Below are 20988 nucleotides of genomic sequence, written 5' to 3'. Positions count from 1 at the left end.
TCGCCGACTAGGCTCGGCTCCGTGAGCGTGCGTGCAGGAATCATCGTGACCGGGACCGAAGTGCTGACCGGGAGGATCTCCGACCTGAACGGACCGTGGTTGTCCGACCAACTCCTGAAACTCGGCGTCGACGTCGCCCACATCACGATCTGCGGTGACCGGCCCGCCGACCTGACCGCACAGTTGCGTTTCCTCACCGAGCAGCGCGTCGATCTCATCGTCACCAGCGGGGGTCTCGGTCCCACCGCCGACGACCTCACCGTCCCCACCGTCGCCGAGTACTGCGATCGCGAACTGCTGCTCGACCCCGAACTCGAAGAACACATCGCAGGTGTCATCCGCCGGTTCCGCCCGGACACCCCCGATCTCGACGCCGGGCCGACGCGTATCGGGATCCGGAAGCAGGCGCACGTGCCCGCCGGTGCCACCGCCCTGCCGCCCACCGGTACAGCGCCGGGCGTGGTCATCCCCGCGGTCGCCGGCGATCGGCCGGTACCGACCATCGTCATCCTGCCCGGCCCGCCCGGTGAGCTGCAGGCGATGTGGCCGAGCGCGGTCGCCTCCCCCGCGGTCGCCGACGTGTTGGCGCGAGCCGACGACCTGCAGCAGCACACCGTGCGCGCCTACGGATTGCACGAGGCACAGCTCGCCGAGACGCTGCGCCGGGCCGAAGCAGAGATCGCCGGCCTCGAACGCCTCGAGATCACCACATGCCTTCGTCACGGCGAACTCGACATGGTGACGCGAGTTGCCTCCGGTGACGCGGACATCTATCACCGCCTTCTCGATGTCCTCACCGAACACCATGGCCGCCAGATCTTCTCGACCGACGGTTCCACCATCGACGATCATCTGATCGCCGCCCTCGACGGCCGTACGATCGCGACTGCGGAGTCGTGCACCGGCGGGCTCGTCGCCGCGCGTCTCACCGACCGCCCCGGGTCGTCGGCCTATGTCATGGGAGGCGTCGTCTCGTATTCCAACGATGCGAAGTCCGATCTCATCGACGTCCCGGCGGAGATGATCGCGGAGCACGGGGCAGTGAGCGAACAGGTCGCCGCAGCCATGGCCGAGGGTGCTCGACGTCGCCTGAAGGTCGACGTCGCGGTCTCCACCACGGGGATCGCCGGCCCCGACGGCGGCACCGAGGCCAAGCCGGTGGGCACGGTGTGCTTCGGCGTCGCAATCGAGGGACGACCGACGTACACGGTCACCCGCCGCTTCCCCGGAGACCGAGAACGGGTCCGGACTCTCACCACCACGGCGGCACTGCATCTGGTTGTCGCACAGCTCGAACGGGCTTGAGCCGGCACGTACCGCCGGTCGTTGTCAGTTCTCCCCCGCCGCCTTCAGCTGTGCCCGAAGAGAATCCACTTCGGCTCGGAGGTCGTTGATCTCGTCGATGTAGGGACTGATCCGGGCGCGGACCGCTTCGTCGGTGTACTGCGGGATCAAGCTCCGCGAGCAGTTCCAGTCGAAGGCCTCGACCTCGATGACGATGCTTCGCTCGCATCGCGCCGAGATTCTCCGACCGTCACCGAGATCGCGCAGCCGGTCGAGAAGCTGCGGGTCGTCGTCCGCATCGACCACCCGCGCGGTACCGAAGACCTTCAACCGCCTCTTCAGCGGAAGGTCCGCGAGGAACAGCGCGACCCTTCCGTTGTCCGCGATGTTCCCGACCGAGACGAATTGTTGATTGCCTCGGTGGTCCGCGAACCCGATCGTCTGCCCACCGAGGTGGTGCAGGAACCCGACGGGTCCGCTGCGGTACTGGACATAGGGCCATCCGCTCGGGGTCACCGTCGCCATGTGGAACTGGAAGCTTTCGCGTACGAGAGCGAGTTCCCGGTCGCCCAACGGCTGAGGTCCTCGGTCGGGTTCGTCGAGGTCGGCACCATAGGCAACGATGCTGCCCGCAGCTTCCTGACGAGCGACCGCCTCCGGGCCGAACGCCAGATGGTGATACCTCAATCCCATACCGATCTCCTCGCCGATGTCCGTTATGTCGACACCGAGATAGTGCATCACAATCTGTCGAGGTCGGCAGGACGCGGGTGCCGACCGCGGAATTGACCGAACAGGCGGAACGTAGTTTACGATACGGAACGTGCCGTATCTCAATGAGTCACCTGCGCAGCGCGGTCGTCCACGCGACGCCGAACTGGAGCGTCGGATCACCACAACCGTTCTCGAGCTTCTGGCCGAGGAGGGCTACGAAGGCGTGACATTCGAGGCGGTCGCTCGACGATGCCAGGCGTCGAAGGCAACGCTGTATCGACGATGGCCGTCCAAGCGCGACATGGTGCTCGCAGCCGTGAAGGACGCCCCTGCGCATCCCTCGGCGGTTCCACTCCGACGCGGCGGGACACTCCGCGACGATCTGCTCCTGCTTGCGCAACGCCTCAGCCACACCATGTCCGCAACCGACAGCAATGCCGCCTTCATGCTGCTCCACGCGGGCCTCGAAGACCCGGAGTTGTGCGACGCCATCGAGGAGACCGTCGGCCCGACCGGCGCACGTCTCCCCCATGCGGTCCTCGACGATGCCGTTGCTCGAGGCGAACTCCCTTCGGGCGCTCAACCATTCGCGTACGAGGAAGTCGTGGGCACCGTCCTGCTCCTGCGACGAGCGAACGGTCTCACCGTCGACGACACCTACCTCGAAGCCCTCGTCGACACCGTCATCATTCCCGCGCTCACCGCGTCGGCCGGCCGAACGGACCTGCCTGCCGGCATCTTCTCCGGCCACCCCGAAACCTCCACCCCGCCTATGACTACGGAGACCCCATGACCGACTGCACCATCGAAGACTTCGCCTACCGCACGATCACCGGGGACGGCGGGGTGAATCTCAACGTCGCTGTAGGCGGGCAGGGACCGGCCGTCGTCCTGCTGCACGGTTTTCCGCAGACCCACTACATGTGGCGCCACGTCGCCCACATACTCGCCGACGACCACACCGTGATCGTCCCCGACCTGCGCGGTTACGGTGCCAGCGACCAGCCCCCGGCCGACAACCCCGGGACGTATTCCAAGCGCATCATGGCGAACGACATCGTCGCGGTCGCCCGAGAGATCGGTTTCGACCACTTCGGGCTCGTCGGTCACGACCGCGGCGCGCTCGTCGCCGTTCGCGCGGGACTCGACCACCCCGACGCCGTCGATTACCTCGGCATCCTCGATGTCCTTCCCACGATGGACACCTGGGCCGTACTCCAGGGCGTGAACGCGAAGGTGGCCTGGCACCTCTACCTCATGGCCCAGCCCGCAGGGATGCCCGAGAAGATGATCGCCGCCGTCGCCCCGGAATTCTTCGGCTCGTTCCTCGACGCGTGGGACCCCACCGGATCCACCTTCGCTCCCGAGGAGCGCGACCACTACGTCACCCGCTCGATCAACTCCATCGACTCGATCGTGGCCGACTACCGCGCCACCGCCGGCATCGACCTCGACATGGACCTCGCCGACCGCGAACGCGGCGCTCGGCTCACCATGCCCGTCGCGGTCATCTCCCAGGACTGGGGCTCGCAACTGGGCTTCGACGCCTCGGCCCTCTGGCAAGCGTGGGCTCCCGACTTCACCTATCAGGCCACTACCAGCGGCCACTTCATGGCCGAAGAGAACCCCGGGGAGATTGCCGCCTTCATCACCGAATTGGCCGCCCGTACCCCAGCTGTGCAGGCCTGACGGAATGGCCACCGAACTCCCCCACCGGGGGTGAGCATGATCACCGGAAAGCGCGCATCTTTAACATGCCGAACAAACGAGACGTCGATATCATCGACCTCAATTGTTGTCTGTCGGGGGCACACGAGGAGAATCGCGCATGTCCCGGATCGATCGCAGACGCACACGTACCGTCGGCCTGCTCGTCGCAGGTCTGCTCACTGCAGGACTGAGCGTCGCGGGTCCCGTCGGTTCCGCGTCCGCCGACCCGGTTCGCAACTGCCCCGAACGGTATGTCCTCGCCGTCGACGGAACCCGAGGCTTCGAGACCCTCGACTCGATCGATCCCGAGTCCCCCTTGGCGAAGATCTCCGCTCGGTTCGAGGCTCCCGGCACCGTGGTCGAACACATCCGCTACCCCGCAGTGGTCGTGCCGCTGCCGGGGACCGGCTCGCACGACGATTTCGACGGCATCGACGACGACGGCACCATCGCATACGACAGGTCGAAGCAGATCGGGCATCAGCGACTCCGCCAGACCATCACCGTCCGGCACAGCACCTGCCCCGACTCGGACCTGCTGGTTCTCGGCTACTCGCAGGGCGCCTCGATCGCCGGCGACGTTCTCGCCGAGGTCGCCGCCGACGGATCCGTTCCCCCCGAGCGGATCTCGGGCATTCTCTACTCCGACCCCCGCGACGACCGCGGCGTCGAGACCCTGTTCCCGGGTCCCGTGGTTCCCGGCGTGACGCTCGGCGGCGGCCGCAACGACTTCGGCGAGATCCACGTCGAACGAGTCTGCATCGAAGGCGACGCGATCTGCGACGGTCGTACGCCCGAGGACGGCAAGGACTGGCTTCGGGAGAACGTGACCGGGTATTTCCAGCTGCACACGAAGTACCCCGACTACCAGCCCTGACCGAGTCGGGCCGGACGGTTCCCCGACCGCGAGGGTCGGTGCACAGCAGGGCCGGAGTGGCGAACCCAGGGGAGGTTGTGTGCGAGTTCTTCACCGGAACCGCACACAACCTCCCCTGATTTCGACGGCCGCTACTCCTCCTCGACGCCACCAATGGCCCTACGCACGAGAGAACCCACCCTCAGGTGAGGATGGGTTCTCTCGTCGACGAGTCGCTGGAGGACTGTCGTTGGTCCGATCCGTACAGGACTGCTATGCCTGTGCAGCGGCAGGCGCCTCGACATGCTCCACGGGGCCGGCTTCCGTGATGGGATAGACGGGGTACTCCACACCCGACAGGTACTGGACGGTACGCACCACCTGGCACGAGTAGCCGAACTCGTTGTCGTACCAGACGTAGAGGATGGCGGTGTCGCCGTCGACGATCGCTGCGTTGGCGTCGATGATGCACGCCGCGCGCGATCCGATGAAGTCGCTCGACACTGCGTCGGTGGCCGAGGTGTAGTCGAGGTTGCGGCGCAGCGCACCGGTCAGCGACTCCTGGTGCAGGTGCTCGAGCACCTCTTCCTTGGTGGTCTCACGAGTCAGCTGCAGGTGCAGGATCGCGACGGACACATCCGGCGTAGGAACGCGGATCGAGTTGCCGGTGATCTTCGCCTTCAGATCGGGAAGCGCCTTCGCGACCGCCGAAGCTGCGCCGGTCTCGGTGAGCACCAGGTTGAACGGCGCGGAACGACCGCGACGGTCGGCCTTGTGGTAGTTGTCCAGCAGGTTCTGGTCGTTGGTGAACGAGTGCACCGTCTCGACGTGGCCACGCAGCACACCGAACTTGTCGTCCATGGTCTTCAGCGGCGGCACGATCGCATTGGTGGTGCAGGACGCGCACGAGACGATCTTCTCGTCCGGGTCGATGGCGCGGTGGTTGACGCCGTGCACGATGTTCGGAAGGTCGCCCTTACCCGGTGCGGTGAGCACCACCTTGGCGATACCGGGGCGAAGGTGGTTCGACAGCCCGTCGCGGTCGCGCCAGATGCCGGTGTTGTCGATCAGGATGGCGTTGTCGATGCCGTACTCGGTGTAGTCGACGCTCGCCGGATCGTTGCTGTAGATGAACTTGATGACGTTGCCGTTGGCGATCAGGGCATTGTTCTCGGCGTCGACCTTGATCGTGCCGTTGAACTGCCCGTGGACCGAGTCGCGACGCAGCAGAGACGCACGCTTGGTCAGGTCGTCACCACTGCCCTTCCGCACCACCACAGCGCGCAGGTTCAGGCCGTTGCCCGAGCCGGCCTTCTCGATGAGCAAACGGGCGACGAGGCGGCCGATCCGACCGAAGCCGTAGAGGACGACGTCCTGCGGCTTCGCGGGGCTCGTCTGAGCGCCACCGACCAGGTCCGAGAGGGTCTCGGCGACGAACTCCGGGATGGACCGTCCGGCGCCCTCGGCCTGATAAGCCGTCACCAGTAGACCGAGATCGATCTTCGACGGCTGCAGGTCGAGATCGGTCAGCGCCTCGAGGAACGGGAAGGTTGCCTCGACCGACAGCTCGTCGCCGCGGATCTGACGTGCGAAACGGTGCGTCCGCAGAATGCCGATCACCGACTTGTTCACGAGGGAGCGGCTGTGAAGCAAGATCGTGACCGAATGCCGACGGTGCAGACCGCCGATGATCGGGATCATTGCTTCCGCAATAGCCTCTTGCGAGTTCCACTGTGCCAATTCCGGGGTGCTCACTGCGCTCCTCTGCCTTTCCGGCTCGTCTGACACGTCGCAGGCTGTTGGGTGCAGCCCAGACGAGACGCACGTCACTCGCCGGTCGGTGTCCGGATCGGTGGAACCGTACGCGACCGACGCCGATTACGGCGTGCGTACCGCCAAGCATATGAAAGAGCTCTCACGGGTCGACGCCCGGTAGGCGATACGCGCCCGCGGCTTACTCCCGACAGAGACAATGCCACTTCCGGCAGGACTCTCCCCGGCCGGCGATTCACGAGGTTCACGTCCGCCGAGTGATCGAACGGGCCTCCCGGAGAGGTGGGTCTCGGCGACACCGGGCGTCAGCTCGAGAACGAACCGCCCTGCAGATTCCCAAGGCGGCCCAACAGACTCTCGACGCTGCCGACGCTCGGACCCGAGGGGTCAAGCATGGTGGGCCCCTTGCCCGAGCCGATCACCGTGTACACCTGTGCACGGCCGTTGACAGCCGGACCGAGCCGTCCCTGTCGATCGAGTGGTCGGTCCACAGGATCTTCGAGGCACCCTCGGCTGCCTCGGCGCGAGCGTTGTCGAGCTCATTCGACGCGCTACCGATGTCGAGGAGTGCATTGACCGCGGCCGCCCGCAGCTCGAGCCGGCCCGCCTCGGACACGTCATGAACGGACAGCTGACACCTGGCCGTCCCCGAGGTCGCATTCGTGACTTTCACCGTGCTAGTTTCCGACTGCAGCCAGCAGATGGGCGGTTACCGAATCCCAGTCGGGAAATTCGGCGCTGCCGAATTTGACCAGTTCACCTGTGAAATCCTTCGCGCCATTGTGATCGCGGTCGTCGACCAGGAAGTCTCCGTGATTGAGGTTCTTATGGTGCGACAGGATCAACCGCTTGTAGGCGACGGAGGTGGGCTCGATGCCGAAATGCTTCTGCACCCACAGCAGCTTGTCCGACCACGCCGACGGGTTCTTCCACGGAGCAGTCGAGAGTATGTACGCATCGAAGTGTTCGGCCAGGAGTGTGAATGCTTCGACGGCACCGTCGATGGGATCCATCAGCGCAAAGATCCCGGGCGCCTCGTCATAGCGGTCCTGGTATTCCTGGAAGTCGTCAGCGCCGAGCCGATCGATTCCGGACTTGAAGTGGACCAGCGTGTTGTCGAGGTCGACGTAGAGGATCTTTCGGCGATCGGTCACGTCGTGACAGTACCTGCGGCCTCGTGAAGCGGAGTGCTGATGCCCTGCTTGTCGCATATGTTGAGCCCAGCCTCAGCGAATGACCGGATCTCACCTTGGATGTCAACGAGCAGAATCCCTCAGCGCCGGCCTTCTACCAGAGGCACGGGTTCACCATCACGGGACCGTGGAGAGCTATCTCCGCCGAAGCACACAGGGTAGCCTCCCCTCATGCACAAGATCTGGCGCCGTGTGAGTGCCGCAGCTCTAGCGATCACGTTTCTCGCCTCCTGCGGCACGTCGGAGCCCCAGAATCAACCTGCCGGAAACGCAGACGTGGCCACGGGAGGTGCACTCTTCGCTACGGCCGACACCGAAACAGCAAAGCTCGGCAGCGACGCCGATCCGGGTGTCTTCCCCCGCACCGTCACCCACGCGCTCGGCGAGACGGTTCTCGAGAGCAAACCCACCCGGGTGGTCGTGCTCGATGGTGGCGAACTCGACGATGTTCTGTCGCTCGGTATCACCCCGGTCGGTCTTGCGAACCCCGAAAGCGCGGCCGGACAACCGTCGTACCTGGCCGACAAGCTCGATGGCGTTGCCGATGTCGGCACGATCAACAACCTCGATCTCGAAGCGATCGCGGCGCTCGAGCCGGATCTGATCCTGGGTTCGAAGCTCCGAGCGGACCAGCTCTACCCCCAACTTTCGCAGATCGCACCGACCGTCTTCGCCATCCGACCCGGGTTTCCGTGGAAGGAGAACTTCCTGCTCGTCGCCGACGCGGTCGGCGAGGAGAACGAAGCCGTCGAGGTGCTCAACAACTACCAACGACGCGCCGACGACATCCGTGCCTCGCTCGACGGGACGCCGCCGACAATCTCCCTCGTCCGGTTCATGTCCGGGAAGATCCGGCTGTACGGAAACCTCTCGTTCATCGGCGTCATCCTTCAGGACGTGGGGTTGCCCAGGCCGCCTCTGCAGGATGTCGACGAGCTGGCCGTCGAGGTCAGCCCCGAGACCATCACCCAGGCAGAGGGCGACCGCATCTTCTACACCAGTTACGGCCGACCTGAGGACACCGGCGAAGCGGCGGTCATCGCAGGCCCACTCTGGAATGAACTCGCAGCGGTCGAAGACGGGCGGGCGACGCGCGTGAGCGACGAAACATGGTTCCTCGCACTGGGTCCGACAGGCGCGATGCTCGTGCTCGATGACCTCGAGGAAATGCTCGGCTCCTGACCAACGGTAGTAGCAGGTAAAGAGGAGCCAGGGAATCAGACGTGGCCGAACTTCGCCAGGCATTCGCTCAGCGAGTCGCCTGCCGCCAACGCCTCCCGGATCTTCACTTCGGTCGCCGTCAAACGCTCGGCCTCCTCGAGGACCCGTCCGATGTATTGCTGCGGAATCACCACAGCTCCGTCCTCGTCTGCAACGACGAAGTCACCGGGATCGACCGTGACCCAGGTCGAGGTCGCGCCCCTCAACGAAACGGATTCCTGATATGAAGTGACCTTCCAGCGTCCGATCGACTGCACCGACGTGTGATACCGGGCGAACACGGGGATCTCATGTTCGTTCAACCACCGGACATCGCGCACACCGCCGTCGACGAGTGCCCCCACAGATCCCTGCTCCTTCATACCAACCGCGATGAGTTCACCGAAGTAGCAGATTCCCTCACCGTTTCCACTCCACACCGAGATCTCGTCAGGCCCGATGCCATTGCAGGCTTCCATCTTCATCGGGTCACCGCCGCCTTCGTAGTACTGCATCCGGCCGGCGATGGTGTAGGCCCAGCCCGCCAGACGTGTGCCCGACACGGCAGCGAATTCTGCGGCGAGTCCCTGGTTCGTCAGTCCCAGTGTGTCGAGCACGTCGGCGACGTTGGCTGTATCCACAGCGAGGTAGCGCTGACGGATCTCGCTGTCGAACTTCGCGTTCAATTCTCGATCCTCTGTTCGTTGGTTCCGGGGAGTGTTCCCCACGTGGACGGGGTCGATATCGTGGCCGAGACCGACGTGGACGCCAATGTATTCGTCGCGCGGCCGGAGCCCGACCCGCCGTCGACGTCCTGGTACCGACAGGGTGGCGGCTGCCGGTCGAGCGCGAGATGATCGAAGTGCTCCGATGCTTCAGCCGACGTTCGACCTCACGCACAGAGGAGAAAGCTATGAGAGTGAGTCATCTTCCCCTGCGCCTGACCACCGGCGCGTTCATTCTCAATTCGGGACTCGGTAAGCGAGCACTGCCGTCCGAGGCTGCCGCCGGGTTACAGGGCATGGCCGCCAACGCTGTTCCCGCTGTACGGACGATGCGTCCCGAAACTTTCGGAAAGACGATCTCTGCAGCCGAAACCGCCCTCGGCGCAGCACTCCTCGCACCCTTCGTACCCTCAGCGCTTGCCGGAACCGCACTCGCCGCCTTCAGTGGCGGGTTGTTGACCATGTACTGGAAAACCCCCGGTATGCACGAGCGCGGCTCGATCCGACCCACCCAGGACGGCACCGCCGTCGCCAAGGACGTGTGGATGTTCGGCATCGGGATTGCTCTCGTGATCGACGCAGTGGATCGCACACGCAGGTAGCGGTCGTGACGCCGTGGAAACCGTCGGTGCGTCTACCGCTTGCGGGCGAGGTGCCTGACACGAGTCGTGGCATTGAAGGCCGCCTTCAATGCGCGATCGGCAATCGATCCGTCGGCCGGTAGCAACGTGATCTGTCGGGCGAACTCCATTTGGTCGTAGCGCACGGTGTTGGTGACGACGTGTCCGTTCTCGATGACGAAGTGGTCGAATCCCTCGAGGTCGATATGTCGCCCTGTGCCGGCGATGCCCATGAAGGTACCGACGTGCTGCCCGGTCAGATGCCAGTGGACGAGGACACAATGTCCGGACTCGGCGGCCGAGACGATCTCGAGGGTGAAGTCGGCGAGAGCGGCGAAGACCTCTTCGAAGTAGGCCACGACCTCGGCGCGGCCGTGACATGTCCCGGTAGGGAAATGCACGGTGGTGTCGGCGGTCCAGAAGTTGCGCAGACTGTCGAGATCCTGGGCGCTGATGCGCCCGATCGCCCACTGCACGAGTTGCGTCCGGGAGGCATCGTTCGGCGGTGCGACCGGGGTCGAGGAAACGGTGTGATCGGGCATCTCTGCTCCCATGCACGGTGGTGTTACTGCACGGAATCTTCCTCTTTCGAGGCTAAGAGCATGTCTCTTATGGCCTAGATCGTTTGTGCGGCATAATGCACTGCCGTGGTCGATGCGTTGTCTTCCCGGCTGGTACCGGATGCGTTGTGGGAGATCGTCGAACCGTTGCTGCCCGGATTCCGGGCGCGGCCCCAAGGCGGCGGCCGGGCGGCGATCGATGATCGGGCGGTGTTCACCGCGATCGTCTACGTGCTCACCAGCGGCTGTGCCTGGCGGCACCTGCCACCGTCGTTCGGGGTCAGCGTTCCGACCGCACACCGCCGCTTCACCACCTGGGTTCGGGCCGGGGTGTTCGACGAGCTGCACCGCCGGGTCCTCGATCGGCTCGGTGCCGGTGGGGACCTGGACTGGTCCGCCGCGATCCTGGACGCAGCGCACGTGCGGGCGAAAAGGGGCTCTTTGACCGGTCCCAGCCCGGTCGATCGAGGCAAGAACGGCTCGAAGATCCACATCCTCTCCGATGCCGACGGCATTCCCCTCGTCACGGCGGTGACCTCGGCGAACACCCACGACAGTGTCATGCTGCAACCCATGGTCGCTGCGATTCCGGCGGTGCGCTCACCTCGCGGTCCGCGGCGCCGCCGACCCGGCCGGTTGCGGGCGGACAAGGGTTACGACTATCCCGTGCACCGCCGGTGGCTGCGGGCCCGGGGCATCGTTCCGCGGATCGCCCGCCGCGGCGTCGACAGCAGCGAACGCCTCGGCCGTTACCGGTGGAAGATCGAACGCACCCTGGCTTGGCTGAGCGGCTATCGCCGGCTGACGATGCGCTACGAACGTCACGGTGAGAACTTTGCTTCCTTTCTCCAACTCGCCGCTGCGCTGACCTGCTTCAAGAAACTCACCAAATGAGACGTGCTCTTAGGACGGTCTGCTCCTCGATGGGCCTGTCGGCGCGCAAGCAGTGCGCTCCGGCCGTCGTGGCGGTCACGACGGACGCAGATCGGGCCCGCAGCCCTCCACGGTGCGCCGCGCTGCGTCGGTCACCACATCGGTGAAGGACCCTCCACTCTCGATGATGCGACGTTGACTGATCGCCCCGTTGCCTCGGTCCAGGGTCACTGAGAGAGAGTCGTGCACGGGACGATAGGCGTCGAGTTCCTCCAGGACCGGCCGGACCTGCACGAGCAGTCGGCGGATCAGGTCGACAGCCGGAACCAACTGCGCAGAGCCGAGATCGACGCCGTGCCCGGCCAAACCGTCCCGCGCGGCTCTCCAGCACGCCGCGCGCAGCAGCTCCTGGTCGACCGACGGCGCCGCCTCACCGCGTTCGATCGACGCTGTCGCATCGGCGACCAATGCATACACCAAGGTGGCCAGCGTGACGGTCTCCTCGACGGTCGCAGGGACATCCGCGATGCGGATCTCGAGGGTCGGATGATGCGCGGAAATGCGCACATCCCAATAGATCATTCGGGGATCCAGGATCGTTCCGGTGGTAAGTAGTGATTCGACCGCCGCGTCGTAGTCCGCGGCCGAAGCGCACTGCGGAGGCACCCCCGCGCTCGGCCAGCGCCCCCATCGTAGATAGCGCCAGCTGGCATGGCCGGTGTCCCGACCGTCGGCGATCGGGGAGTTCGCGGTCAATGCCAGCAGGGTGGGAAGCCACGGTCGTAGGTAGTTGATGATCCGAGCAGCACGATCACGGTCGTCGACACCGATATGCACGTGGCATCCGCAGATCACGCCGTCGGCGACACCACGATAGTGCTGTGCCATGCGTTGGTAACGAGGCGTGCCGGTGACCGCACCGCTCGGAGGTTCGAAGATCGGTGTTCCGACCGCGACGAGCCGGCATCCTGCGCGCGCCGCGGCCTCCACCGCCGTCGCGCGGGAGCGGCGCAGCTGTTCGCGTAGGTCCTGCGGGTGAGTGCACACCGCAGTGGCGGTCTCGACCTGACACGGGGAAAGCTCGACCTCGAGCTCGATGCCGAGTGCGCGTCCGGCCTCGACCACATCGAGACTGCGCAGGATGGGATCGCCGGTGCGGGGATCGACCAGGACGAATTCCTCTTCGACGCCGATCGTGGCCGCCGTCCCACCGCGCACAGGAGAGGTGTCGATCGGTCCTGTGGCGGCCATGGCGTTCTCCCCACTCGAGATCTTTCACTCTACGAAGGAAGAGCGGCCGGCGGGGGTGTACCGCAGTCGGGATCCGTCTTACCGGACGGTGCGTGCGCGCTGCCGGTTGGCAGCGAGGCGGAGCTGCAGGATCCGCAGACCCCCGGCGAGTCCGACGATCACCGCTCCGGCGATCGCAGCGAACAGCAATGCCACGCCCAACGGCAGCGAGAAGTCCCACGCGAACAATTCGAGGGTGACGCTGTCCAGGTTCTGAAGGATGAACACCAACAGCAACAACAGGATCAATACACCGACCAGCAGTGCGGTCCACAACGCCCCGGTGCGGGTGCCCTTGATGCCTTTGCCCCGGGCGACATCGGGATGCAACCTGCTGGGAGCGTCCGGATCCGGTGTCGCGCCGGATGGTGGGACCGGAGTATCGCTACGCCGCGCGGGCGGCGAGTAGTCGGGGTTCGGATCACCGGGGCCCCGCGAGCTGGTCGTCATGCTCGACGGAGTACCCCTCTCCTGTTCCGGTTATCCCTTCGAGAATCCCTGCGGTCAGTTCACATCCCTGCTCCGGACCAGGACTCCCGTGGTCACCACCGCGACGACGATGTAGGCGGTGACGGTGATGAGTGCCCTCGGTCCCGAGATCACGTCCACCACCCCGGGTGTGCCGTCCCCTCCTCCGGTCACCGCGCCGACGAGCGATCCGGCGGCGGTTCCTGGGAGGAAGGCGGTGACGTCCTCGACGAGCTGCAGCGCGGAGCCGACCCCTCGAAGCAGATTCTCGACGACGAGAGTCCACACCAGGCCCAGGCCGACCGACAGCGCCGCGCTGCGGGCGTAGGTGCAGAGCGCGAAGCCGATCGTTCCCCACATCATGAACACGAGGTACGCCGTACCCGCGGAGCGAAGAAGTGCGTCGGCCGACGGCATCGTGAGCGGTTGCGATTCGATCGCGGCGAGCGAGACGGACACGATCGTGCACAGCACAGCGGTGACGACCACCATCGCGGCAACGATCACCGCAAGAGCGAGCAGGGCGCCGATCGTCGGGCGCAGACGGCCATGGGTGAACACGGTCTTCCACGTCCCCCAGCTGTATCCGTTCCCGGCGATGAGGGCACCCAGGACGAGCACGAGCGCGCCACCGAACAACGGTGTGCCCTGGACCAGGACGTCGGGGATCGATTCGGGCAGGACGCTGCGCAGCAACGCCTCGGTCGGCTCCCCTTCCGTGGAGAACCCGGCCGTCCCGGTCGTGTAGGAGACGTACGGGAACACGTAGCCGAAAACCATCGCGAGCAGGAACCACGTGCCGACGGTCGCCCACATCGCCGGCCATGCACGCAACCGGTACAGCTCGGCACGCAAGCTCCGAGCAACGGTGTTGTGTCGCAGGACAAGTGAGTCGGAGACGGAATGCGAACGGAGTGTCGAGGCGGACATGTCACGCCCCCTTCATGGGTGTGGAAGCAGTGGTCATTTCGAAGAACACATCCTCGAGGGTGCGTTCGGCCGGTCCGATCGACGACACGTCCACGTCCTCGGCGACGAGCGCGCGAACGACCTCGGGGGCGCGATCGGGCGGCAGATCCAGCAGCACCGAGTCACCGTCGATCTCGAACCCGTTCTCACCGGCGAGATCCGACGCGATCGAGACCACCCGGTGCACGGGCGTGCCTCGAACCTTCAGCACCGCATCGCCGAGGAGGGTGGAGACGGTCGATTCGCGAACCAGGCGCCCGTTCGCGATCACGCCGACACGGTCGCAGATCTCCTGGACCTCGCCGAGCAGGTGACTCGACAGAATCACTGTGTGCCCGGACCGGGCGAGTTCGACGATGAGGGCTCGCATATCGGCCATGCCGCTCGGGTCGAGTCCGTTGGTGGGTTCGTCGAGCACGATCAGCTCCGGGTCGCCGAGCAGGGCCGCAGCAACTCCGAGACGTTGCTTCATCCCGAGCGAGTACGACTTGTACGCGTCACCGCCTCGATCGACGAGGCCGACCCGAGCCAGCACCTCCTCGACGGATCGGTCGCTCAGCCCGCGATGGCGTGCGAGGGTGCGGAGGTTCGCGCGTCCCGACAGGTACGGGAAGAAACCGGGTCCTTCGATGAGTGCGCCCGTGGACGCTGATGCTTCGCGGGATCCGGCCGGCCTGCCGAGGACGCGGACGGTTCCGGAGGTCGGGCGGATCAGGCCGAGGATCATGCGGAGCGTCGTGGTCTTCCCCGCACCGTTGGGGCCGAGGAATCCGTAGATCTCGCCGCGTCGGACCGTCATGTCGACGGCATCGACGGCTGCGCGATCGCCGTAGCGTTTGGTCAGGGCCGAGGTCTCCACGACGGTGTCGGTCCCGGTGGAGGGCACTCGGCCGGGTGGGTCGGTGGTGGTGATTCGGGTGTCTTCGGTCATGCTCCGATCGTGGTCCGGAAAGGCACCGTGGTCGTCCGCCGACGGGCGTGATCGAGCTACGCAGAATTGCGTACGGAATGCGTGCCGCGTCGACAGGCCGGCGCGGCTAGCGTCGGAAGATGTGGAAATCGATCACAGCCGTGCGGTCGCCGAGCCGGTGATGCTCCGCGTGGGGTTCGCGGTCACTCTCGCTGCCCTGGCCACGGTGGCGACGCTCGGGGCGAACAGCATGCGACCGCTGCCCGCGATGATCGGCGCGGGTGTACTCGCAGCGGCGTGCGTCGGAGTCGCGCTGACCGCAACGCGATGGCCGCGAACAGCCCTGGTCGCGGTACCTGCACTCCTGGGGGTGTACTTCGCGACCGGCGGCGCCGACGGGCCGATCTACCTCCTACCCGCCCTGGCGGCGTTCGGTGCGTCGAGTGCGAGGCCGGTCCGCGAGCTCGCTGTCCCGGGCCTTGTTGCAGGTCTCGTGCTGGCCGTCGGGATGACGGCACGGGTCGTCGTCACCGGGTATCCCGCGTGGGTCGCGATGTGGCAGACGCTCGGCACCGCGGCCATCGCCGTCGCTGCCGCTGCGGTGGGTCTCTGGCGGTCGGCACGGCGGGATGCGAACGCCGAACGGGTCCGCCGCGCTGCGACCGAGGAACAATTACGGATCGCCCGCGACCTGCACGACGGGGTCGGGCACGGACTTGCGGTGATCGCGATGCAGGCCGGCGTCGCACTGCACGTGCTCGACCGCGATCCCGACGCGGTGCGGGCCGCGCTGGTCGCCATCCGCGACACGAGTCGCGATGCGCTCGGTGAACTGCGTGCAGAACTCACGACCCTCACCGGAGACACCGCCGAACGCCGCCCGCAGCGCGGTCTCGCCGACCTTCCGGTCCTCGTCGACCGGATCCGGGCTGCCGGACTCGTCGTCGACGTGCAGGTGCCGGCACACCCGCTGCCCACCGACGTCGATCATGTCGCGTATGCGATCGTGGCGGAGGCGATGACCAACGTTCTGCGGCATGCGCAGGCAGACACGGTGATCGTCGAAATAGCTGACGAAGGACGGGCCGTGACCGTGCGGGTCGCCGACGACGGACGTGGCCGCACCACGAGCGCCTCCACCGGCGGACTCGGGCTTCGCGCGATGGAGGATCGGGCGGCGGCCCTCGGTGGAACGCTCATCGCCGAGCCCGGACCCGAACGCGGATTCGTCGTGCGGGCAGTGCTCCCCGTCGGTGCGTCCGAGCGTGTGGAGGACTCGCTGTGACCGTGCGGGTGGTGCTCGTCGACGATCAGGCCCTCGTCCGGGTAGGACTGCGGACGTTGTTCGCCTCCGCACCGGATATCGAGGTCGTCGGTGAGGCGGCCGGCGGCATCGAGGCGCTCGCAGTCGTGGCGCACACCCGCCCCGACGTCGTTCTGTGCGACATCCGCATGCCGGCACCCGACGGCCTCGAGGTCTTGCGCCGGATCACCGCCGACCCTGCGCTGCGAGATGTCCGCGTCGTGATGCTCACGACCTTCGAACTGGACGAATACGTCTTCGAGGCATTGCATGCCGGCGCGAGCGGATTCCTGCTGAAGGACGCGGAGCCGACGGCTCTGCTCGATGCTGTGCGCGTCGTCGCCGACGGCGGATCGCTGCTCGCGCCGTCGGTCACCCGGCGCGTGATCGAGCACTTCGTCCACACGCAGGACACCGCGCAACCGCACCCTCGTATCGGGGACCTCACGGCGCGGGAACGCGAGGTCGTCGCCTGGGTCGCGACGGGACGCTCGAACAAGGAGATCGCCGACGAGCTGGTCGTCAGCCCCGACACCGTGCGCACGCACGTCTCGCGCGCGATGCTCAAACTCGGCGCTCGTGACCGGGCACAGCTGGTCGTGTTCGCGATCCGCTCGGGCCTACAACCGTGACAGCGTCGGTACTCCTGACAGCAAGCGATTCCCCACGAAGAGCGCTCATCTGCCCGGTACGAGGTCGGCAGGATCGGTATTCGCTCCGCACAGAATGACGCAGACCTTCTCCCCGGGCGCAGGGAGATGGTCTCCTGCACCGCGGGCGCCGGCCAGGGCAGTCGAGGCTGCATGCTCGACAACCAGGCGGTACTCGTCCCACAGTGATTGCCGTGCCTGCACGATCGCCTGATCGGACACGGTAACCGACCGCACCAGGGCGTTCTGCGCGGTTGCGAGCGCCATAGCGGACACGCGGCGGGCACCGAGTGAATCCGCCGCCACCGAGTCGACGGGAACATCGACCGGACTTCCCGTCCCGAGTGCGGCGTTGAGCGCTCGACAGTTCTCCGGTTCGACAGCAACGGTCTGCACACCGTGGTGGTGTGCAACTGCAGCGACCCCTGAGAACAGTCCCCCACCACCGACCGCGACCACCACTGTGTTCAGGTCGGGAACCTGGGAGAGGATGTCCGTCATCACCGTTCCGGCACCGGCGGCGATCAGCGGGTGGTCGTAGGCATGGGAGATGAGAGCTCCGCTGCCGGCCCCGAACTCGCTACAGGCGAACTGTGCCTCGGCGTATTCCACTCCGACGAGTCGCACATCCGCCCCGTAACTGCGCAACCGATCCACCTTGATCTGCGGGGCCGTCTCGGGGAGGAACATGGTAGCGGGAACCCGGTGTTCCTGCGCTGCCCATGCACACGCCAGTCCCGCATTACCGCCGGACGCGATCGTGACGCCGGCGTCGGGCAGGGATCCCTGCTCCCGATGCGCCCGCAGGAAGTTCTGTGCGCCGCGGGCCTTGAACGATCCGGTGTGCTGCATGAACTCCAGTGCGAAATACAGATCGTAGGAGGCACCTTCGACATTCGTGTCCATGCCGATACGCGCCACCGTAGCGCGGCGGACACTGTTGCCGATTCGATCGGCTGCTTCCTGCACATCGGCGAACGTCACCTGGTCCACACCGTCTCCCATCGTGCCTCGACTACCGACTCGCACCCTGGTTCCGATGGACGGAACACGGGATCCTCGAGTGACACGCCGTCACCGAATATCCCACCACGGGCGCCGCTTCTGCAGAAACGCCGTCATCCCTTCCGCGGCTTCCTCGGAACCGAACATCTGTGCCGAACGTGCTGCCAGGTCGTCTCCGTAGCGATCGAAGTCCTCGAGGATGCGCTGCGTGACGAGACGTTTCGATTCGGCCAGGCCTTGCGGTGAGCATGCACGGATCTCCGCGAGCAACTCCACTAGCACCGCTCCGGTATCGGCTACCGACAGGGTGACGAGCCCCTCGGAGCACGCCTCCTCGGGGCCGAACCGTTCGCCGGTCAGGAAATAGCGTGCAGCCGCGCGCGACGACAACCGCGGGAGCACGGTCAAGGAGATGATGGAGGCGGCCAGACCGAGCCGTGCCTCGGTGAGCGCGAATGTAGAGGCGGGCCCGGCGACGACGATGTCGCAGGCCCCGATCAGACCCATGCCGCCGGCGCGGACGTGCCCGTCGATGCGGGCCAGGACCGGTTTGGGGAGTTCCAGGATCTGCCGGAGCAAGGCGGTCATGTCACGGGTGCGTGCGGCAACCGTCTCCTGCGCGGACCCGGATGAACTACTCAGATCCGCTCCAGCACAGAATGTTCCACCGGTATGAGTGAGGACGACCGCGCGGACGCCGGGGTCGGAAGCCGCGTCGTCGAGTCCGCGGCTCAGTTGCGTCAGCAGCGGGACGGACAGGGCGTTGCGGTTGTGCGGTGAGTCGAGGGTCAGTGTCGCAGTGCCGTGGTCGACGGCGTGACGCACCACCACCGGATCGGGTTCGGTCATGACAACTCCTCGAGGTGGTGGCCCCCTTCGTTGTCGGGGCTCTCGTCCGGTGCGGCCTCGTCGTGTGGCGTGACGACAGCGAGGACGGCGCCGACGGCGACCTGATCGCCGACCTCGACGGCGAGTGTCGTGAGGGTGCCGGCGGTGGGTGCGGTGACGGTGTGCTCCATCTTCATCGCTTCGATCCACACGAGCGGCCTGCCCGCGTCCACCACGTCGCCGACGGCAGCACCGAGCCTGGTCACCGATCCCGGCATGGGTGCGAGCAGTGATCCTGCAGCGATCCGGGCGGTGGGGTCGACGAAGCGCGGTACTGCGGTCAATCGCACCGGTCCCAGCGACGAGTCGACGTGCACCGCGTCGCCGTACCGCGCAACTGCGAAAACTCGGCGGACACCGTCGACATCCAGAACGACGCGATCCGGGGTGACCCCCACGACGCCGAGGTCGTCCCGGCCGTCGATGCGGACACCGTCGCGCGTGATCCGGTAGTGCACCTCGTGGTCGTCGTGAACGCCTGTGAATCGTTTGACCTGCGGCTGCGACGGCAGATTCCGCCATCCCGAGGGCAGACCCGCATTCACCGTGGCAGCGGCACGGTTGGCGGCCGACTCCGCCAGAGCGGCGGCGATTGCGGAGATCGCTTCCGCCTGCGCGGAGGCGATCGGCGCCGACAGTTCCGCAAGTCCATGGGTGTCGAAGAAGGCCGTGTCGGTCTCCCCCGCACAGAAGGCGGAATGTCGCAGCACCGCGACGAGGAGATCGCGGTTGGTGACGATGCCGTGGATCTCGGTGCGCGTCAGCGTCGACGCCAGTAGACGCACCGCGCGGTCGCGGGTCGGCGCGTACGAGATGACCTTGGCGAGCATCGCGTCGTAGTGGACGCCGACCTCCGTTCCCGCGACGACACCGGAGTCGACGCGCAGACCGGTGTGCCGGAGCACGCCGAACTCACGAGCCTCCTGTGGCAGCACGAAACGGTGCACGGTGCCGGACTGCGGTTGCCAGTCCCGGGCCGGGTCCTCGGCGTAGAGCCTGGCTTCCACGGAATGGCCGTGTACCGGTGGTGGTTCGGGGTCGAGTCGGTCCCCGTCGGCAATGCGGAACTGGAGGTCGACGAGATCGAGGCCGGTCGTGCATTCGGTGACGGGGTGCTCGACCTGCAGCCGCGTGTTCATCTCCAGGAAGTGGAACTGCCCCGAGCCGTCCGCGAGGAACTCGACGGTGCCGGCGCCTTCGTATCCGATGGCCTGTGCGGCACGCCTGGCGGCGTCGAACAGGCGCGGGCGCATCCCCTCGATCGCATCGACGAGTGGTGAGGGTGCCTCCTCGATCACCTTCTGGTGGCGCCGTTGGATCGAGCATTCACGTTCGCCCACTGCCCATACCGTGCCGTGTCGGTCCGCGAGGATCTGGACCTCGACGTGCCGTCCGTTCTCGAGGTACCGCTCGCAGAACACCGTCGGGTCGCCGAACGCCGACGCGGCCTCCCGGCGGGAAGCATCGAGTTGCCCCTGCAGGTCGGCCAACGTTCGCACCACCCGCATTCCGCGTCCTCCGCCGCCTGCGGATGCCTTGACGAGCACCGGGAGGTCGGCGTCGGTGATGTCGGCGGGGTCGAGTTCGGCGAGAACCGGGACACCGGCGTCGGCCATCATCTTCTTGGCTGCGACCTTCGAACCCATCCGTTCGATCGAGTCCGGGCGCGGTCCGATCCAGTTCAACCCCGCGTCGAGCACAGTACGCGCGAATCCGGCGTTCTCGGACAGGAACCCGTAACCCGGATGGACCGCGTCGGCACCGGCCGCCAGCGCAGCGGCGACGATCTTCTTCCCGTCGAGGTAGGTCTCGGCAGGGGTGACTCCCGCAAGTCGCACGGCGGCATCGGCGTCGTCGACGTGCGGACTGTCCGCGTCGGCATCGGAGAACACCGCGATCGCGCCGAGTCCGGCCCGACGGCACGAAGCGAACACGCGGCGGGCGATCTCCCCACGATTCGCCACGAGCACCGAGGTGATGGTCGATTCGGTCACGGG

Annotated in this window: 21 protein-coding genes; 9 read left to right on the top strand and 12 right to left on the bottom strand. The window is 66.3% G+C overall.

What is annotated here, in order from left to right:
- Positions 1–21 precede the first annotated feature (21 nt).
- Complete coding sequence (locus tag U9J23_RS12345) at positions 22–1305, top strand: competence/damage-inducible protein A (protein ID WP_326598047.1); 1284 nt, start codon at positions 22–24, stop codon at positions 1303–1305.
- A gap of 24 nt (positions 1306–1329) precedes the next feature.
- Here the strand turns inward: U9J23_RS12345 and U9J23_RS12340 are convergent, their stop codons facing one another.
- Entirely contained in the window at positions 1330–2025 is a 696-nt protein-coding gene (locus U9J23_RS12340; RefSeq protein ID WP_326602913.1) for a pyridoxamine 5'-phosphate oxidase family protein, read from the bottom strand.
- 82 nt (positions 2026–2107) lie between these two features.
- Here U9J23_RS12340 and U9J23_RS12335 point away from each other — a divergent pair, with 82 nt between their 5' ends.
- The 3 genes from U9J23_RS12335 (at position 2108) to U9J23_RS12325 (ending at position 4585) form a co-directional block, all read left to right on the top strand.
- The gene (locus tag U9J23_RS12335; RefSeq protein WP_106199668.1) at positions 2108–2791 is read left to right on the top strand and encodes a TetR/AcrR family transcriptional regulator; all 684 of its coding nucleotides are present in this window, start codon (positions 2108–2110) and stop codon (positions 2789–2791) included.
- The gene (locus U9J23_RS12330; protein WP_272267419.1) at positions 2788–3687 is read left to right on the top strand and encodes an alpha/beta fold hydrolase; all 900 of its coding nucleotides are present in this window, start codon (positions 2788–2790) and stop codon (positions 3685–3687) included. The genes U9J23_RS12335 and U9J23_RS12330 overlap by 4 nt, the downstream gene beginning before the upstream one ends.
- Before the next feature lie 139 nt (positions 3688–3826).
- A complete protein-coding gene (locus tag U9J23_RS12325; RefSeq protein WP_059384842.1) occupies positions 3827–4585 on the top strand; it encodes a cutinase family protein in 759 nt (252 codons plus the stop codon).
- A gap of 252 nt (positions 4586–4837) precedes the next feature.
- Here U9J23_RS12325 and U9J23_RS12320 read toward each other — a convergent pair whose 3' ends face one another.
- Positions 4838–6319: a glyceraldehyde-3-phosphate dehydrogenase gene (locus U9J23_RS12320; protein WP_080968472.1), complete on the bottom strand. Its 1482-nt coding sequence runs from the start codon at positions 6317–6319 to the stop codon at positions 4838–4840.
- A 695-nt stretch (positions 6320–7014) separates the two neighbouring features.
- A complete protein-coding gene (locus U9J23_RS12315; protein ID WP_272267416.1) occupies positions 7015–7491 on the bottom strand; it encodes a 5' nucleotidase, NT5C type in 477 nt (158 codons plus the stop codon).
- A gap of 210 nt (positions 7492–7701) precedes the next feature.
- On the opposite strand from U9J23_RS12315, the gene U9J23_RS12310 reads away from it, so the two are divergent.
- The gene (locus tag U9J23_RS12310) at positions 7702–8712 is read left to right on the top strand and encodes an ABC transporter substrate-binding protein (RefSeq protein ID WP_059384830.1); all 1011 of its coding nucleotides are present in this window, start codon (positions 7702–7704) and stop codon (positions 8710–8712) included.
- A 35-nt stretch (positions 8713–8747) separates the two neighbouring features.
- Here U9J23_RS12310 and U9J23_RS12305 read toward each other — a convergent pair whose 3' ends face one another.
- On the bottom strand, positions 8748–9416 hold the full coding sequence (locus U9J23_RS12305) for an RraA family protein (RefSeq protein ID WP_230825842.1): 669 nt from the start codon (positions 9414–9416) through the stop codon (positions 8748–8750).
- A gap of 227 nt (positions 9417–9643) precedes the next feature.
- Between U9J23_RS12305 and U9J23_RS12300 the strand changes: the two genes are divergently transcribed.
- Positions 9644–10057, top strand: coding sequence for a hypothetical protein (locus tag U9J23_RS12300; RefSeq protein WP_059384831.1), 414 nt, complete (start codon positions 9644–9646; stop codon positions 10055–10057).
- A gap of 32 nt (positions 10058–10089) precedes the next feature.
- Here U9J23_RS12300 and U9J23_RS12295 read toward each other — a convergent pair whose 3' ends face one another.
- The gene (locus tag U9J23_RS12295) at positions 10090–10617 is read right to left on the bottom strand and encodes an ester cyclase (protein WP_272267414.1); all 528 of its coding nucleotides are present in this window, start codon (positions 10615–10617) and stop codon (positions 10090–10092) included.
- Positions 10618–10734: 117 nt separating this feature from the next.
- Here U9J23_RS12295 and U9J23_RS12290 point away from each other — a divergent pair, with 117 nt between their 5' ends.
- The gene (locus tag U9J23_RS12290; RefSeq protein WP_226950078.1) at positions 10735–11529 is read left to right on the top strand and encodes an IS5 family transposase; all 795 of its coding nucleotides are present in this window, start codon (positions 10735–10737) and stop codon (positions 11527–11529) included.
- Between the two features lie 75 nt (positions 11530–11604).
- Here U9J23_RS12290 and U9J23_RS12285 read toward each other — a convergent pair whose 3' ends face one another.
- From U9J23_RS12285 to U9J23_RS12270, 4 genes are all read right to left on the bottom strand, one after another.
- Positions 11605–12759 (bottom strand): carboxylate-amine ligase, encoded by a 1155-nt coding sequence (locus tag U9J23_RS12285; RefSeq protein ID WP_059383428.1) that lies wholly within the window; start codon positions 12757–12759, stop codon positions 11605–11607.
- A 78-nt stretch (positions 12760–12837) separates the two neighbouring features.
- Positions 12838–13248 (bottom strand): LapA family protein, encoded by a 411-nt coding sequence (locus U9J23_RS12280; RefSeq protein WP_080968336.1) that lies wholly within the window; start codon positions 13246–13248, stop codon positions 12838–12840.
- A 54-nt stretch (positions 13249–13302) separates the two neighbouring features.
- On the bottom strand, positions 13303–14121 hold the full coding sequence (locus tag U9J23_RS12275) for an ABC transporter permease (protein WP_226949829.1): 819 nt from the start codon (positions 14119–14121) through the stop codon (positions 13303–13305).
- Between the two features lie 76 nt (positions 14122–14197).
- The gene (locus U9J23_RS12270) at positions 14198–15166 is read right to left on the bottom strand and encodes an ABC transporter ATP-binding protein (protein WP_085468257.1); all 969 of its coding nucleotides are present in this window, start codon (positions 15164–15166) and stop codon (positions 14198–14200) included.
- A 121-nt stretch (positions 15167–15287) separates the two neighbouring features.
- Here U9J23_RS12270 and U9J23_RS12265 point away from each other — a divergent pair, with 121 nt between their 5' ends.
- Positions 15288–16430: a sensor histidine kinase gene (locus U9J23_RS12265; RefSeq protein ID WP_229582007.1), complete on the top strand. Its 1143-nt coding sequence runs from the start codon at positions 15288–15290 to the stop codon at positions 16428–16430.
- On the top strand, positions 16427–17080 hold the full coding sequence (locus U9J23_RS12260; protein WP_326598032.1) for a response regulator transcription factor: 654 nt from the start codon (positions 16427–16429) through the stop codon (positions 17078–17080). Before U9J23_RS12265 ends, U9J23_RS12260 begins: the two co-directional genes overlap by 4 nt.
- Before the next feature lie 45 nt (positions 17081–17125).
- Here the strand turns inward: U9J23_RS12260 and U9J23_RS12255 are convergent, their stop codons facing one another.
- From U9J23_RS12255 to U9J23_RS12245, 3 genes are all read right to left on the bottom strand, one after another.
- Positions 17126–18103 carry a threonine/serine dehydratase gene (locus U9J23_RS12255; protein ID WP_272267408.1) on the bottom strand — a complete coding sequence of 326 codons (978 nt, stop codon included), beginning with the start codon at positions 18101–18103 and terminating at the stop codon, positions 17126–17128.
- Between the two features lie 69 nt (positions 18104–18172).
- Positions 18173–18952, bottom strand: a complete 780-nt coding sequence (locus U9J23_RS12250) for an enoyl-CoA hydratase family protein (RefSeq protein WP_326598031.1) — start codon at positions 18950–18952, stop codon at positions 18173–18175.
- On the bottom strand, positions 18949–20985 hold the full coding sequence (locus U9J23_RS12245; RefSeq protein ID WP_272267405.1) for an acetyl/propionyl/methylcrotonyl-CoA carboxylase subunit alpha: 2037 nt from the start codon (positions 20983–20985) through the stop codon (positions 18949–18951). The genes U9J23_RS12250 and U9J23_RS12245 overlap by 4 nt, the downstream gene beginning before the upstream one ends.
- Positions 20986–20988: the final 3 nt, after the last annotated feature.

Origin of the sequence: Rhodococcus sp. PD04, from assembly GCF_035918275.1 — a bacterium.
GTDB lineage: Bacteria > Actinomycetota > Actinomycetes > Mycobacteriales > Mycobacteriaceae > Rhodococcus > Rhodococcus rhodochrous.
Note: the sequence above shows the minus strand (reverse complement) of the source record. Positions and strands in the feature narration are given on the sequence as shown.